The organism is Hylemonella sp. W303a (assembly GCF_046452315.1).
Classification (GTDB): domain Bacteria; phylum Pseudomonadota; class Gammaproteobacteria; order Burkholderiales; family Burkholderiaceae_C; genus Hylemonella.
Genome location: NZ_JBKFDG010000001.1, coordinates 194730 through 208770 on the forward strand (window position 1 = coordinate 194730; position 14041 = coordinate 208770).

Genomic DNA, 14041 nt, shown 5'->3' on the forward strand with positions numbered 1-14041 from the left:
GTGGAAAGGCTTATTTCAGGCCGAGCACGTCGAACATGTCGTACAGGCCATGGGGCTTGTCGGCGAGGAAACCCACGGCGCGCAAGCTGCCCTGGGCGTAGGTCGCACGGCTCGCGGATTTGTGCGTGATCTCGATGCGCTCGCCCGTGCCCGCGAAGAGCACAGTGTGGTCGCCCACGATGTCACCACCGCGGATGGTCGAGAAGCCGATGGTCGACGGATCGCGCTCCCCCGTGTGGCCGTAACGCTCGTAAACCGCGCAATCCTTCAGGTCCCGGCCCAAAGCTTCCGCGATCACCTCGCCCATCTTGAGCGCGGTGCCGCTGGGCGCATCCACTTTGTGGCGGTGATGGGCTTCGATGATCTCGATGTCATAGCCCGTGGACAGCGCCTGCGCCGCCATGGCCAGCAGCTTCAGCGTCACGTTCACGCCTACGCTCATATTGGGCGCGAGCACGATGGGGATTTCGCGGGCCGCCGCGCTGATCTCCGTTTTTTGAGCGTCGGAGAAACCGGTGGTTCCGATGACCAGGGCCACGCCAAGTTCACGACAAACCGCGAGATGGGCCATCGTGCCTTCAGGTCGCGTGAAGTCGATCAGCGTGCCTGCGTCTTTCAAACCGGCCCGCAGATCGGAGGTGATGGCCACGCCGCTGGCTTGCCCCAGAAAAGCCGTGGCTTCCTGGCCGAGCGCGGGGCTGTGCGGTTGGTCCAGCGCGCCTGCCAATTGATGACTGGCTGACGCCTGCACCGCCTCGATCAGCATGCGGCCCATGCGGCCAGAGGCACCTGCCACGGCGACGCGGTATCGGCGCATGGTGGCGGGCGAGGCAGTGGTCGGAGCGAGGCTCATGATTGGGGTGCGCTTTCCAGGGGCGGGTAGCTGCTGGGCAGGGGGGGCACAGGCGGCAGTGGAGCGGCCGGTGCGGGTGCGGGGAAATCTGCGAGGTCTTTTTCGGCAGCCTGCAGCAAGGGCACGCGCTTGGTCACCGGTTTGCTCAAACTGGCGGCGAACTCCACTTCGCTGGGGAATTCGGCATTCGTCTCAAAGCGCTCCAAGCGATCCTCCTGGAACAGCACCGTCAGCCTGCGGGCCTGCGGTGCCACGCCCTGCTGGTCAATGGTGAATACATAGTCCCAGCGACTGGCGTGGAAGAGGTCGCTGACCAGGGGCGTGCCCAGAATGTCACGCACCTGGATGCGGCTCATGCCGGGTCGCAGCGCGCCTAGCTGTTCGCGGGTGATCACATTGCCCTGCACGATGGTGGGTCGGTAGGGCGCGCAAGCCGTGAGCAGCGTCACGGTGCTGGCGGCGAATGCCAGTGTGGCGAGTAAAAACGCCCGGTGGAGGCGGCGCAAGATGTTGGGCATGGGAAAAGGGCGGGCGGCCGGAAGGAACAAGCGCGATGGAGTCGGGTGTAAACCCGGAACCGGGCTGACGGCAACAGCGAACGCGCTATCATCGTTCATTGTATTTTCTCTCATCCTGCCCACGAATCCCCTGAGTCCAGGAGCCTGCCCATGAGCACCATCGACGAACTCAAGAGCACCGGTCTGAAAGCGACCCTGCCCCGCCTGAAGGTGTTGGAGATTTTCCAGAAGGGCAAGCAAAGGCACATGAGCGCGGAAGACGTCTTTCGCGTGCTGTTGGACGAACACTCCGACGTGGGCCTGGCCACTGTCTACCGCGTGTTGACCCAGTTCGAGCAGGCCGGCATCCTGATTCGAAGCAATTTCGAGGGAGGCAAGGCCATCTATGAGCTGAATGAGGGCCACCACCACGACCATTTCATCTGCACCAAGTGCGGAAAGGTCGAGGAGTTCTACGACGAGCAGATCGAGAGTCGGCAAAAAGCCATTGCGAAGGACAAGGGGTGGCTGTTGCAGGAGCACACCATGTCGCTCTATGGCCTGTGCGCCGATTGCGTCAAGGGCGGCATGCCGCAGCGCTGAAGAAAGCCCATCGGCTTTGGGGCGGAGCCTAGGCGGGCTTGGCGTCTCTCAGCCGCCCATGGCTTTGCGATGTCGCTCGGTGAATTCCTTGTAGGTGTCGATGCCCCGCAGTTGCAAGATGGTGTTGCGCACCGCCGCCTCCACCAGCACCGCCAAGTTGCGGCCGGCCACCACTTGAATGATCGCCTTGCGCACCGGAATGCCCAGCACATCCTGACGCAGAGGTTCTGAAGGAATGCGCTCGTAGTCGCGCTCCATCGTTTCCTTGCGCACAAGGTGGACGATCAGCTTGAGCCGCATCCGTCGGCGCACCGCGGTTTCACCAAAGATGGCTTTGATGTCCAGCAACCCAATCCCGCGCACCTCCAGCAGGTTGCGCAGGAGTTCGGGGCATCGGCCTTCGATGGTGTCCTGATTCACGCGGTAAAGATCCACCGCGTCATCCGCCACCAGGCCGTGTCCCCGCGAAATCAGTTCCAGTCCCAACTCACTTTTACCCAGGCCAGACTCTCCGGTGATCAGCACCCCCAGGCCGAGGATGTCCATGAACACCCCGTGCATGGAGGCTCGGTCCGCGAAGTGCCGCGACAGGTAGCTGCGCAGGACATCGATGACGTAGGCCGAGGATTCTGGCGAGGCAAACATCGGGATGTTCGCGTTCTCGCAGAAGTCAATCAGCGCCTTGGGTGCGGGTTGACCATCCGCCAGGACGAGCACGGGGGGTTCCAACGTCGTGATGCGGGCCACCCGGCGGGCACAGTCTTCATGGGTGCCGCGCGTCAGGTAAGCAATTTCACGCTCCCCCATCACCTGCACGCGATAAGGATGGATGTAGTTCAGATAACCCACCAAGTCCGCGCCCGAACGCGCCGCGCGCACGGCGACTTCGTCAAAGCGGCGTTCGGACGCGCCGAGACCTGCTACCCATTCCCATTTGAGTCGTCCGCGAAACTCTTCAAACAGCACCTCGGCGCTGACGACGGTGGGCCTCATGGCGCTCCTTCTCTGTGTGGGGTGGGTGTCTGACGACCAGCGCGCTGAGCGAGGTGCTATGCAGACAGGGGGGAAACCGAGCCTTGCGACGAGCGCCAGCCCGCGATCAAGCCATGCAGCGACGTTGCGTCGCTGTCGCTGGAGAGCCGATCTCGCAGCAGGTTGTCGCTCAGCATCTCGGCGATTTCGGAGAGTATTTCCAGGTGCTTCTGCGTCGCGGCTTCCGGCACCAGCAGTACGATGAACAGGCCGACGGGCAGGGCATCGGGCGCATCGAAGACGATGGGGCGTGACAGTTGCAGCACGGCTGCCAGCGGTGTCTTCAGACCCTTGATGCGCCCGTGGGGGATGGCCACGCCGTGACCCAGTCCCGTAGACCCCAAGCGCTCTCGCGCGAACAGGCTGTCGGCGACCAGAGCACGGTTCAGGCCCTGCAGGTTCTCGAACAGCAGGCCGACTTCCTCGAACACCCGCTTCTTGCTGGTGGCTTCAACGTGCGTGAGCACTTGCGCGGCGGGCAGGATGGCGGCGAGGCGATTCATGGGAGCGCTGATTATGCATAAGTGGGCGTCACACCAGAGGGGCAAGAAAAAGCGCCTGTATCTGCATACAGGCGCTTGATTCGCAGGGCGGCCGGAGGGCACCCTGGTTAACAAGGTCACTGAAGGAGATGCTTGGCGGATGCGCCGTGATGACTTTGGAGCCGGTCCTTGTGGCGGACCACTTGGCGGTCCAGCTTGTCCATCAACTCATCAACGGCTGCGTAAAGGTCTGCATGCGTGCTCTCGGCGAACAAGTCATTGCCCTTGACGTGGATGTTGCATTCGGCGCGTTGTCGCCGTTCCTTCTCCTTTTGCTTTTCCACACTCAGGAGCACCTTGATGTCGACAAGCTGATCGAAGTGACGCGTGATGCGGTCGAGCTTGCTCGTGACATAGTTGCGCAGGGCCGGGGTGACATCGAGATGATGGCCGCTGATCGTCAAATTCATGGACGCCTCCATAGTCTTTGGGGGAGAAAACGCCGTACCTGACAACCCCTCGATCCATTCTCACAACACGGCTGAACGATCGGGGCTGCACAGCTGCGGACGAATTCACTATGCGCCCGGTGTCACGGAAATGCAATGCCTTTTCCTGCCAGTCTGTCCTGTTTTTTTATTCGCGACGCCGTGTGAAATTTGTTGCATTGCAGAATGCCGAGAGGGTCGTCACATGCCGCAAAAGCACTCTGCCCTGGCATGGTGCGGTGCGATAATCGAGCGCATTTCGTTCAACGCTTTCCTCTATAAGCGCCATGCTCAACATATTCACGCTCGTTAATGGCCGCTTGTTTCAGGAAGAGATTGAATCGCTGGAGGAACTGTCGCGATTCCAGCCGATCTGGGTGGATTTGGAGGCGCCAACGCTTGAAGAAAAACGTTGGGTCAAGCAGTATTACGGTCTGTCGATCCCCGAGGATGCGATGGACGAAGACATCGAGGAATCGGCGCGTTTTTACGAAGAAGACAACGGGGACCTGCACATTCGCAGCGACTTCCTGATCACCGACGAGGATCAGCCTCGATCCGTGCGCGCAGCCTTCATTCTGAACCTGGCCAACGATCAGCTCAAGAGCAAGGGCGTGCTGTTTTCCATCCACGATGAAGATTTGCCGGTCTTCCGTTTGCTGCGCATGCGTGCGCGCCGTGCGCCGGGTCTCATCGCCGATGCGCGCGAGGTATTGCTCAAGCTCTTCGACGCTGACGTGGAGTACTGCGCCGACCGTCTCGAAGGTGTCTACGACGAACTGGAGAAAGCGAGCAAGCTGGTGCTATCGGGCGAGGTGACCGACGAACTGGCCGGCGAGGTGCTCGCGGCCATTGCACGGCAGGAAGACTTGAATGGGCGCATCCGTCGCAACGCGATGGACACTCGACGCGCGGTCAGTTTCATGATGCGCAGTCGCATGCTGGGTGCTGAGCAGTTCGAGGAGGCCAGGCAGATCATGCGGGACATCGACTCGCTGGATGGCCACACCGCTTTCCTGTTCGACAAAATCAACTTCCTGATGGACGCCACCGTCGGCTTCATCAACATCAATCAGAACAAGATCATCAAGATTTTTTCCGTGGCCAGCGTGGCATTTCTGCCGCCTACCATGATCGCCAGTCTCTACGGCATGAACTTCGAGCACATGCCTGAGCTGAGCCAGCCCTGGGGCTATCCCTTCGCCCTGGGGTTGATGGTGCTGAGCGCAGTCTTGCCCATGGTCTATTTCCACAAGAAAGGGTGGCTGAGACGATGAACAAACGAGATCTCAAGCACGGCCTGCAATGCACAGCGCTGCTGCTGTGCGCTGGAGTTGTGCCCATGGCGGCTCATGCCGCGGGTGGGCACCATGCGGTCGATGACGCGGCGACACTGGATTCCCGCTCCTGCCTCGCTGACGCCTGGATCGGGGACAGCAGCACGACGCTGTTGCACCTGGGCGCTTCCTGCGGGTTGGGACCCGTCGAGCTTGGCATGTCGGCTGAGCATGAACGGTCACTCAACCCTGACTCGGACTTTCCCTCGCAAACCGGGCTGGAACTTCAAATGAAATGGGCGCAGTCCCTGGACGAAGAAGTGGCTCTGGGCTTGTCGTATGAACTGGGGATCGATGCACGCCCGTTTCCGCCGGAGTATGCGCTGAGCTCCTTCAATGGTCTTTTCACCTGGAAGCCTGCCTCCTGGCGTGAGTACGCCGTGCACCTCAACGTGGGCACGGACATCGTCGACAAGGGCGGAAACGACGGCGGCAGCGAGGACTATTCCCGCTGGGGCGTGGCGTTGGAGTGGACTCCTCAGGCCGGGCGTTTGCCTGAAGCGATGACGAACATGGGGCAATGGTCGTTTGTCGGCGAGCGTTATCGTCGCTTTGAAGCCGATTACTTGCGCCTTGGATTTCGCATCGGCGTGGGCCGCAATGGCAACTTCGACGTCAGCCGCGAGCAAGGGTTGAATGGCACCGACGAGGGCGGGCGCTGGTTCTTCGGGGTGACCATGCCGCTGGAAATCCGCTGACGTGATCGCCCGGGCCCCCTTGGCCAGGGTGGGCGCCGTGGGGGGCCTGTGCATCAGCTCAGCAGAGCCCGGATGATGGCCGCGGAGTGGCGGCTCGCTGTTTCTTCGATGAACTTCTGAAAATCACCGTGCGCCTCGTCGTCGGCGCGATCCGACACCGTCCGCACGGCCGCGTAGGGCAGGCCATAGTCGAGACAGACCTGGGCGATGGCCGCGCCCTCCATTTCAACCGCCAGCGCATCGGGTAGGGTATCCCGCAGCACGCGGCTCTCCACCGCGCTGGAGACGAAGCGGTCACCACTGACCACGAGTCCCTGGTGCAAGACGGCGTGCGGAAGCGCCCGTTTCACTGCGCTTGCGAGCCGCTCACTCCAATCAAGATCGGTGGGAAAGCGGGCCCGCCCATACAGCGGTGCTTCGAAGCGCGGAAACAGCGGCGAGGCATCCATGTCGTGTTGCAAGAACTCCTCCGCCACCACCACATCGCCTCTCTGCACACCTGTGGCCAAGCCTCCGGCCACGCCAGTGAAGAGAATGGCATCGACCCGGTAGCGCTCGGCCAGCACGGTCGCCGTGGCCGCCGCCGCGACCTTGCCGATGCGGGCCTGCACGGCGATCACGTCGTGGCCGCGCAAGCGACCTCGCCAGAACTCACGCCCGGCCACCTGTTCCGCCACTCCGTGCTCAATGTCTTCAAGCACCGCAGCGAGCTCTTCGCGCATGGCGGAGACGATGGCCAGGGGCATGGTTTTTATCCTGCGCTTGTGGCTTCGGCTCGCAGCGCTTTACTTGGTGATGCCAAGGTCAAGTTGGCCTACGCCCCAAAGCATGACGCATTGAATCATGCTTTGTCCCGCAGCTCACGCCTCAGGATCTTGCCGACTGGGGTCTTCGGCAGCTCAGTGCGGAACTCGATGACCTTGGGGCGCTTGTAGCCGGTGAGGTTCTCGCGGCAATAGGCCTGCACCTGCTCCTGGGTCAGGGCAGGATCGCGCTTGACGATGACCAGCTTGACGGCTTCGCCGCTCTCCTCGTTGGGCACGCCCACGGCCGCGACTTCGAGCACGCCGGGCATGCGTGCCACCACGTCCTCGACTTCGTTCGGGTAGACATTGAAGCCGCTGACCAGGATCATGTCCTTCTTGCGGTCCACGATCTTGAAGTAGCCCTTTTCATCCATCACCCCGATGTCGCCGCTCTTGAACCAACCGTCGGCGGTCATGACCTTGGCTGTTTCGTCTGGGCGCTGCCAGTAACCGGCCATCACCTGAGGGCCCTTGATGGCAATCTCGCCCGCTTGGCCCTGAGGCACGTCGTTGCCGTTGTCGTCGATGATCTTCATGTAGGTCGACGGAATGGGCACGCCGATGGTGCCGGTGAACTCCTTGTTGGTCACCGGGTTGCAGCTGGCCGAGGGGCTGGTCTCGGACAGACCGTAGCCCTCGACGATGGGGCAATGGGTCTGCTTGAGCCACTTGTCGGCCACCGCGCTTTGCACCGACATGCCGCCGCCCAGGGACACCTTGAGATTGCTCCAATCCACTGTGTGGAAGTCCGGGTGGTTGACCAAGCCGTTGAAGAGCGTGTTGACCGCGGGGAAGCTGTGGAAGGTGTGCTTGCTCAGCTCCTTGAGCACCGCGGGCAGGTCGCGCGGGTTAGGAATGAGGATGAGCTTGCTGCCATTGCGCAGGCTGAGCATCATGCCCACGGTGAAAGCGAAGATGTGATAGAGCGGCAATGCGCAGACGCCTGTGGGCTGCTCACCCGCCGGCACCTTGCTCATCACTGGGGCGTTCCACAACTCCGACTGCAGTGCGTTGGCGATGACGTTGCGGTGCAGCAGCACCGCGCCCTTGCTCACGCCCGTGGTGCCGCCCGTGTACTGAAGCACGGCGACGTCGTCGGGCTTCAACTTGGGGGGGGTCAAGGTCTTGCGCGCACCTTGGGCGAGGGCATCGTTGAAGCGCACCGCGGTGGGCAACTCGAACGGTGGCACGAGCTTCTTGACCTTGCGCACGACCAGGTTGACGATGTGGCCCTTGAGGCCAATCAGGTCACCCATCGCCGCCAGCACCACATGCTTGACGGGGGTGTTGGCGATGCATTTCTGCAAGGTCGCGGCGAAGTTCTCGATGATGACGATGGCCTTGGCGCCGCTGTCCTTGAGCTGATGCTCCAGCTCGCGTGCCGTGTACAGCGGGTTGACGTTGACCACCACGTAGCCGGCGCGCAGGATGGCCGCGACCGTCACCGGGTATTGCGGCACGTTGGGCATCATGATGGCGACACGGTCGCCTTGCACCAGTCCCAGGCCTTGCAGATAAGCCGCGAAGGCGCGGCTCAGTCGATCGGTGTCCGCGTAGCTCAGCTCCTTGCCCAAGAAGCTGTACGCAGGGCGGTCCGCGTACTTGCGAAAGCTCTCGTCCAGCAGACCCACCAGGGAGTCGTAGGGCAGGGGCGGCAGGTCGTGCGGCACGCCTTCGGGGTAGCTTTTGAGCCAGATGCGTTCGCTCATGTCTTGTCTCCTGTGATGTCGGTTCTGACGATAGCGGAACAAAAAAGACCGTGCTGGAATTTCCAGCACGGTCGTGCTTTTTTCCGCCGAGGAATTATGCCCGTCAAATTTTCAGGGCGACCAGCACTTCGTCCAACATCTTCTTCGCATCCCCGAAAAGCATGCGGTTGTTTTCCTTGTAGAACAGGGGGTTATCCACGCCGGCATACCCCGAGGCCATGGAACGCTTCATGACGATGGAGGTGCGAGCCTTCCATACTTCGAGCACCGGCATCCCAGCGATGGGGCTGGCCGGATCGTCCTGCGCGGCGGGGTTCACGATGTCGTTGGCGCCGATGACCATGGCCACGTCGGTGTCCGGGAAGTCTTCGTTGATCTCGTCCATCTCCATCACGATGTCATAAGGCACTTTGGCCTCGGCCAACAGCACGTTCATGTGGCCCGGCATGCGGCCCGCCACCGGGTGGATGCCGAAGCGCACGGTGACGCCCTTGTCGCGCAGGGTCTTGGTGATCTCGTTGACCGTGTGCTGAGCCTGGGCGACCGCCATGCCGTAGCCCGGCACGATGATCACGCTCTTGGCCTCGCGCAGCAGCTCGGCCGTTTCCGTCGCCGTCACCGGCACGACCTCCCCTTGCGGCGCGGCCGCCTCGCCCGACTTGGCGGGGGCGCCGCCGCTCGAACCGAAGCCACCGGCGATGACGCTGATGAAGTTGCGGTTCATCGCGTTGCACATGATGTAAGACAGGATGGCGCCCGAGGAGCCCACGAGCGCGCCGGTCACGATCAGCAGGTCATTGCTGAGCATGAAGCCAGTGGCCGCGGCGGCCCAGCCCGAGTAGCTGTTCAGCATCGACACCACCACCGGCATGTCGGCGCCACCGATGGCCATCACCATGTGCACGCCGAACAGCAGGGCGATGACCGTCATCACGATCAGCGGTGTCATGCCTTCGGCCACGGTGGGCGCGTGGATGAACTCACGACCGAACCAGATCACCACCAGCAGGGCGACGAGGTTGAGCCAGTGGCGCGCGGGCAGCAGCAGCGGCTTGCCGCCGATCTTGCCGTTGAGCTTGCCGAAGGCAATCATCGAGCCCGAGAACGTGACGGCGCCGATCAGGATGCCGACGTAGATTTCCACTTCGTGGATGATCTTTTCCGCGCCTTGGTACTGAATCGACGTGTCGACATAGCTGGCGAAACCCACCAGGCAGGCGGCCAAGCCGACCAGGCTGTGCATGAGCGCGACCAGCTCGGGCATCTGGGTCATCTTCACGACCTTGGCCGCGTAGAGACCGATGCCACCGCCGATCAGCAGCGCGATGATGATCCAGGCGATGCCGCTGCTGCTCACGCGCGGACCAAAGACGGTCGCCAGCACGGCCAGGGCCATGCCGATGATGCCGAACAGGTTGCCGCGACGGGAGGTTTCTGGGTTGGACAGGCCACCCAGGCTCAGGATGAAAAGAATGGCGGCGCCGAGATAGGCCACCGTGGCGAGACTTTGGGACATGATCGTGTCTACCTTCTTCTTGTTGTTTTACTTGCGGAACATGGCTAGCATGCGGCGCGTGACGGCGAAGCCACCGAACATGTTGATGGCCGTCAGCACGATGCCTGCAAAGGCCAGCCAACGGATCAGCTCGTCGGGGCGGCCAGCCGTTCCGGCCTCGGGGGGCGCGATCTGCACCAGCGCCCCGATGGCGATGATGCTGGAGATCGCGTTGGTCACGCTCATCAGAGGTGTGTGCAGCGCGGGCGTCACGTTCCAGACCACCATGTAGCCGATGAAGCAGGCCAGCACGAAGACCGTGAAGTGGCCCAGGAAGGCGGCCGGCGCGTAGGCGCCGATGAACCAGAAGGCCAGCGCAGCCACGGCGAAGAGGATGGCCAGGGTTTTTGCGGGTAGCGGGCCTGTGCTGCCGTGGCCGTGGCCACCCTTCTTTTCGGCCACGGGCGCGGCGGCGGGCTTGGGCGCCGGGGCGGCGGCGGGCTTGAGCGGTGGCGCGGGCCAGGTGACGGCGCCGTCCTTGATGACCGTCAGGCCGCGGATGGCGTCGTCTTCCATGTTGATGTGGGCGACACCGTTCTTGGCCTTGCAGAGTTCTTCCGTGAGGCGCAGCAGGTTGGTGGCGTACAGCGTGGACGACTGTTTGGCCAGGCGTGAAGCCAGGTCGGTGTAGCCCACGATGGTCACGCCGTGCTTGACGACGGACTGGCCCGGTTCGGTCAGCTCGCAATTGCCGCCCTGTTCGGCGGCCATGTCCACGATCACGCTGCCCGGTTTCATGGACTTGACCATGTCGGCCGTGATGAGCTTGGGAGCTGGTTTGCCGGGGATCAGCGCGGTGGTGATGATGATGTCGACTTCCTTGGCCTGCTGTGCGTACATGGCGCGCTGCGCGGCCTGGAAGCCCTCGCTCATGACCTTGGCGTAGCCGCCGCCACCCGAGCCTTCTTCCTCATAGTCCACCTTGACGAACTCGCCACCCAGAGAGACCACTTGGTCGGCCACTTCGGCACGCGTGTCGTTGGCGCGCACGATGGCGCCCAAATTAGCGGCGGTGCCGATGGCCGACAAACCGGCCACGCCGGCGCCAGCGATGAACACCTTGGCCGGCGGCACCTTGCCCGCGGCCGTGATCTGGCCGTTGAAGAAACGACCGAAGGCATTGGCCGCCTCGATCACGGCACGGTAGCCACTGACGCCGGCCATGGAGGTCAGCGCGTCCATCTTCTGGGCGCGTGAAAGCGTGCGCGGCAGGGCATCGATGGCGAGGACCGTGGCCTTGCGCGCTGCCAGTTGCTGCATCAGTTCCGGGTTTTGCGCTGGCCAGATAAAGCCGATCAGCGTCGCGCCCTCGCGCAGCAGCGCGACTTCGGCCGCGGTCGGCGGACGTACCTTGAACACGATGTCGGCAGCCGCCCACAGCGCTGTGGCGCCCGCGATGATTTCGGCCCCTGCGGCACGGTAGCTGTCGTCGCTGAAGTTGGCGGCTTCGCCAGCACCAGACTCGACCGCGACCTTGAAGCCAAGCTTGATGAGCTTTTCCACCACCTCGGGCGCGGTGGCGACACGCTTTTCGCCAGGGAAGGTCTCCCGCGGCACGCCAATGCGCTGCGCCGCCGGAGCCGCCGAGGCTGTCGAACCAGCTTGCATGAAAATCTCCTGGGTAGTTTTGAAACCTGTTGCGCGGCCGCGATTTCCGGGTCGCGGAGCCGCCTTTCGGGCGGCAAGCTTACCCGAGAAACTTATGCCATCCTGGAATAAACGCTATGGCGTTCCCAGGCGTTCATAGAATCCTGTCCCATGAGCAATCGTTGGAGTCCCAGCGTTACCGTGGCCGCCATCATCGAGCGCGCCGGCCGTTTTCTGCTGGTCGAGGAGGAGACGCCGGAGGGGCTGCGGCTGAACAACCCGGCAGGGCACCTCGAGCCAGGCGAGTCGCCGCTGCAAGGTTGTGTGCGCGAGGCACTGGAAGAAACCGCCCACCGCTTTACCCCCACCCACCTGCTGGGGGTCTATCTTTCGCGGTTCCAGCGCCAGCGTCCGGGGGAGCCTTCCCAGGACATCACCTACCTGCGTTTTGCCTTCACTGGCGAACTGGGGGAAAGGGTGGCAGGCCGTGTGCTGGACGCCGGCATCCTGCGCACGGTCTGGCTCACACCCGACGATATCCGGGCCAGTCAGGAGCGCCATCGCAGTCCACTGGTGTTGCGTTGCATGGAAGATCATCTGCGCGGCCTGCGCCACCCGCTCGACTTGGTCTATACAGACGCATCCGTGCATTCGTCTCGACGCTGACGGGCGATTCAGTAAAAGTCGTCACATGCCCAGCGCTGGCAGGGCGCGTTCCAGCCTGGTGCCCCCGCCTTTTGGGCCCTCCTCAAACTGGAAAGTCGCCAATGCCCGCGCCAGCCGCTGTGCCTGTTCATTCAGGCTGCCCGCCGCTGCGGCGGATTGCTCAACCAGTGCGGAGTTCTGCTGAGTCATCTCGTCGAGCTGGCTGATGGCAACATGGATTTGGGCGATGCCGCGGCTCTGCTCAAGCGAGGCAACGCTGATCTCGCTGACGATGTCGCGCACTCTCTTGATGCTTTCGACGATTTGACCAACCGTTGCCCCGGCTTCCTCTACCTGGGAGGATCCCGTGCTGACTTCGCTCACGCTGTCATCGATCAGTGCCTTGATCTCCTTGGCCGCGGATGCCGATCGTTGCGCCAGCGCTCGCACTTCGCTGGCGACCACGGCGAATCCCTTACCCTGATCGCCCGCGCGTGCGGCCTCAACGGCGGCATTCAGGGCGAGGATATTGGTTTGGAAGGCAATACCGTCGATGACACCGATGATGTCGGCAATCCGTCCCGAGGAGGCATGAATGCGGTCCATGGTGTGCACCACGGTGCCCATCAGCTGACCTCCGCGTTGGGCCACCTCCACCGCCTTGGAGGAGAGCTGGCTAGCTTGCGATGCCGCGTCGGCGCTTTGCTTCACGGTGCTGGTCAACTCTTCCATGGCACTCGCAGTCTCTTCCAGCCTGCCAGCGGTACTTTCGGTGCGAGCGCTCAAATCGATATTGCCTGCGGCAATTTCCTTGCTGGCGGTGTGCACGCCATCCACCACGCCGCGAACTTCCATCAATGTGTTGCGCCATGCCGCGCGCATGCGGTCCAGGGCGCTCAACAACGCGCCTGTTTCGTCGCGGCTGTAGCTGGACTGCGGCTTGCCCCGCAAGTCCAGCGCCCCGAGTTCCACCGCGATGGCATGTGACTTGCGCACAGGCTCCACGATGCTGCGCGATAGCAGCCATGCCAAGACGATCCCCAATACCAACCCCACTCCCGTGCTGAGCCAAAGCAACCACAAAATGCGTGAACGCAAGGCCAAAACCTCGGCGCCGCGCGCGTCCAATTGCTGCCGCTGTAGGCTCACGACCTTCTGCACCGCCTCCTGATAGGCACGAGCAGCAAGGTCGAACTTTTCATCAAAAAGGCGTGCCGCCGCGGCTTCGTCGCCGGCATCCTTGAGTCGGGATACTTCGTCGCGCACAGTTTGGTAGGCCTTGCGTCGGGTGCCAACTTCCTCCAGCGCAGCGCGGTCGGTCGAGGATGTGAGCTGCTCGTCGATCTGCTTCTGCAGTTCTGCTGTCACCTTGACGCTTTGCGCGTTGGCTTCCGCAAAGTACGCCTTGAGGCTCGGGTCCTGGCTCTTGGAGATGGCCGCGCGCCGTTGCACTGCGGCGTTGAGGTTCATGCTCCAGTCCACGGCCAAACGCTCGGCGCGGGTGTTGCGCTCCAGCATGACCTCCACTTCCTGACCCAGCCGTTGCAACATGACAATGGCCAGCGCGCTGGTGATGACCAGCAGCGCGAGGATGGCACCCAGCACCAATGCCAGTCGCTTGCCGATGGAAAGATTATTCATGGGCAGTCCTTGGCTCTTGATGGAGATCTTCCCAGGTTGGCTGGAAAGTGCTATGCACAACACTGATTGATTGGCAACAGCACCATGGCATTGCTCGCTGCCCCAGCG

Annotated in this window: 14 protein-coding genes; 4 read left to right on the forward strand and 10 right to left on the reverse strand. The window is 62.6% G+C overall.

Translation table 11 applies throughout. The annotated features are described in order from the left end of the window. Window positions 1-10 precede the first annotated feature (10 nt). Complete coding sequence (dapB, locus tag ACLBKS_RS00910; RefSeq protein WP_410190917.1) at window positions 11-853, reverse strand: 4-hydroxy-tetrahydrodipicolinate reductase; 843 nt, start codon at window positions 851-853, stop codon at window positions 11-13. Further along, window positions 850-1371 (reverse strand): outer membrane protein assembly factor BamE, encoded by a 522-nt coding sequence (locus ACLBKS_RS00915; RefSeq protein WP_410190918.1) that lies wholly within the window; start codon window positions 1369-1371, stop codon window positions 850-852. The genes dapB and ACLBKS_RS00915 overlap by 4 nt, the downstream gene beginning before the upstream one ends. 150 nt (window positions 1372-1521) lie before the next feature. Between ACLBKS_RS00915 and fur the strand changes: the two genes are divergently transcribed. After that, window positions 1522-1953: a ferric iron uptake transcriptional regulator gene (fur, locus tag ACLBKS_RS00920; RefSeq protein ID WP_410190919.1), complete on the forward strand. Its 432-nt coding sequence runs from the start codon at window positions 1522-1524 to the stop codon at window positions 1951-1953. Window positions 1954-2001: 48 nt separating this feature from the next. On the opposite strand, the gene hprK is transcribed toward fur, so the two are convergent. The 3 genes from hprK to hpf all read right to left on the reverse strand — a co-directional run bounded on the left by hprK (window position 2002) and on the right by hpf (window position 3937). Then, window positions 2002-2946 (reverse strand): HPr(Ser) kinase/phosphatase, encoded by a 945-nt coding sequence (gene hprK, locus ACLBKS_RS00925; protein WP_410190920.1) that lies wholly within the window; start codon window positions 2944-2946, stop codon window positions 2002-2004. A gap of 56 nt (window positions 2947-3002) precedes the next feature. After that, entirely contained in the window at window positions 3003-3488 is a 486-nt protein-coding gene (locus tag ACLBKS_RS00930) for a PTS sugar transporter subunit IIA (RefSeq protein ID WP_410190921.1), read from the reverse strand. 116 nt (window positions 3489-3604) lie between these two features. After that, window positions 3605-3937, reverse strand: a complete 333-nt coding sequence (gene hpf, locus ACLBKS_RS00935) for a ribosome hibernation-promoting factor, HPF/YfiA family (protein WP_410190922.1) — start codon at window positions 3935-3937, stop codon at window positions 3605-3607. 305 nt (window positions 3938-4242) lie between these two features. Between hpf and corA the strand changes: the two genes are divergently transcribed. Both corA and ACLBKS_RS00945 read left to right on the forward strand, forming a co-directional pair. Then, entirely contained in the window at window positions 4243-5232 is a 990-nt protein-coding gene (corA, locus tag ACLBKS_RS00940) for a magnesium/cobalt transporter CorA (protein WP_410190923.1), read from the forward strand. Then, on the forward strand, window positions 5229-5990 hold the full coding sequence (locus tag ACLBKS_RS00945; RefSeq protein ID WP_410190924.1) for a hypothetical protein: 762 nt from the start codon (window positions 5229-5231) through the stop codon (window positions 5988-5990). The genes corA and ACLBKS_RS00945 overlap by 4 nt, the downstream gene beginning before the upstream one ends. Before the next feature lie 53 nt (window positions 5991-6043). Here ACLBKS_RS00945 and ACLBKS_RS00950 read toward each other — a convergent pair whose 3' ends face one another. From ACLBKS_RS00950 to ACLBKS_RS00965, 4 genes are all read right to left on the reverse strand, one after another. Further along, a complete protein-coding gene (locus tag ACLBKS_RS00950) occupies window positions 6044-6736 on the reverse strand; it encodes a 5'-methylthioadenosine/adenosylhomocysteine nucleosidase (protein ID WP_410190925.1) in 693 nt (230 codons plus the stop codon). Window positions 6737-6831: 95 nt separating this feature from the next. Further along, a complete protein-coding gene (locus ACLBKS_RS00955) occupies window positions 6832-8505 on the reverse strand; it encodes a long-chain-fatty-acid--CoA ligase (RefSeq protein ID WP_410190926.1) in 1674 nt (557 codons plus the stop codon). Window positions 8506-8608: 103 nt separating this feature from the next. After that, on the reverse strand, window positions 8609-10021 hold the full coding sequence (gene pntB / locus ACLBKS_RS00960) for a Re/Si-specific NAD(P)(+) transhydrogenase subunit beta (RefSeq protein ID WP_410190927.1): 1413 nt from the start codon (window positions 10019-10021) through the stop codon (window positions 8609-8611). 27 nt (window positions 10022-10048) lie between these two features. Continuing rightward, a complete protein-coding gene (locus ACLBKS_RS00965; RefSeq protein WP_410190928.1) occupies window positions 10049-11668 on the reverse strand; it encodes a Re/Si-specific NAD(P)(+) transhydrogenase subunit alpha in 1620 nt (539 codons plus the stop codon). A 150-nt stretch (window positions 11669-11818) separates the two neighbouring features. Here ACLBKS_RS00965 and ACLBKS_RS00970 point away from each other — a divergent pair, with 150 nt between their 5' ends. Continuing rightward, window positions 11819-12313: an NUDIX hydrolase gene (locus ACLBKS_RS00970; protein ID WP_410190929.1), complete on the forward strand. Its 495-nt coding sequence runs from the start codon at window positions 11819-11821 to the stop codon at window positions 12311-12313. A 21-nt stretch (window positions 12314-12334) separates the two neighbouring features. Here ACLBKS_RS00970 and ACLBKS_RS00975 read toward each other — a convergent pair whose 3' ends face one another. Beyond that, on the reverse strand, window positions 12335-13933 hold the full coding sequence (locus ACLBKS_RS00975) for a methyl-accepting chemotaxis protein (protein WP_410190930.1): 1599 nt from the start codon (window positions 13931-13933) through the stop codon (window positions 12335-12337). Window positions 13934-14041 lie beyond the last annotated feature (108 nt).

Bases quoted from the DNA above. Each gene is read 5' to 3' on its own strand.
- dapB (WP_410190917.1), bottom strand. From the start codon at position 853: ATGAGCCTCGCTCCGACCACTGCCTCGCCCGCCACCATGCGCCGATAC.
- ACLBKS_RS00915 (WP_410190918.1), bottom strand. From the start codon at position 1,371: ATGCCCAACATCTTGCGCCGCCTCCACCGGGCGTTTTTACTCGCCACA.
- fur (WP_410190919.1), top strand. From the start codon at position 1,522: ATGAGCACCATCGACGAACTCAAGAGCACCGGTCTGAAAGCGACCCTG.
- hprK (WP_410190920.1), bottom strand. From the start codon at position 2,946: ATGAGGCCCACCGTCGTCAGCGCCGAGGTGCTGTTTGAAGAGTTTCGC.
- ACLBKS_RS00930 (WP_410190921.1), bottom strand. From the start codon at position 3,488: ATGAATCGCCTCGCCGCCATCCTGCCCGCCGCGCAAGTGCTCACGCAC.
- hpf (WP_410190922.1), bottom strand. From the start codon at position 3,937: ATGAATTTGACGATCAGCGGCCATCATCTCGATGTCACCCCGGCCCTG.
- corA (WP_410190923.1), top strand. From the start codon at position 4,243: ATGCTCAACATATTCACGCTCGTTAATGGCCGCTTGTTTCAGGAAGAG.
- ACLBKS_RS00945 (WP_410190924.1), top strand. From the start codon at position 5,229: ATGAACAAACGAGATCTCAAGCACGGCCTGCAATGCACAGCGCTGCTG.
- ACLBKS_RS00950 (WP_410190925.1), bottom strand. From the start codon at position 6,736: ATGCCCCTGGCCATCGTCTCCGCCATGCGCGAAGAGCTCGCTGCGGTG.
- ACLBKS_RS00955 (WP_410190926.1), bottom strand. From the start codon at position 8,505: ATGAGCGAACGCATCTGGCTCAAAAGCTACCCCGAAGGCGTGCCGCAC.
- pntB (WP_410190927.1), bottom strand. From the start codon at position 10,021: ATGTCCCAAAGTCTCGCCACGGTGGCCTATCTCGGCGCCGCCATTCTT.
- ACLBKS_RS00965 (WP_410190928.1), bottom strand. From the start codon at position 11,668: ATGCAAGCTGGTTCGACAGCCTCGGCGGCTCCGGCGGCGCAGCGCATT.
- ACLBKS_RS00970 (WP_410190929.1), top strand. From the start codon at position 11,819: ATGAGCAATCGTTGGAGTCCCAGCGTTACCGTGGCCGCCATCATCGAG.
- ACLBKS_RS00975 (WP_410190930.1), bottom strand. From the start codon at position 13,933: ATGAATAATCTTTCCATCGGCAAGCGACTGGCATTGGTGCTGGGTGCC.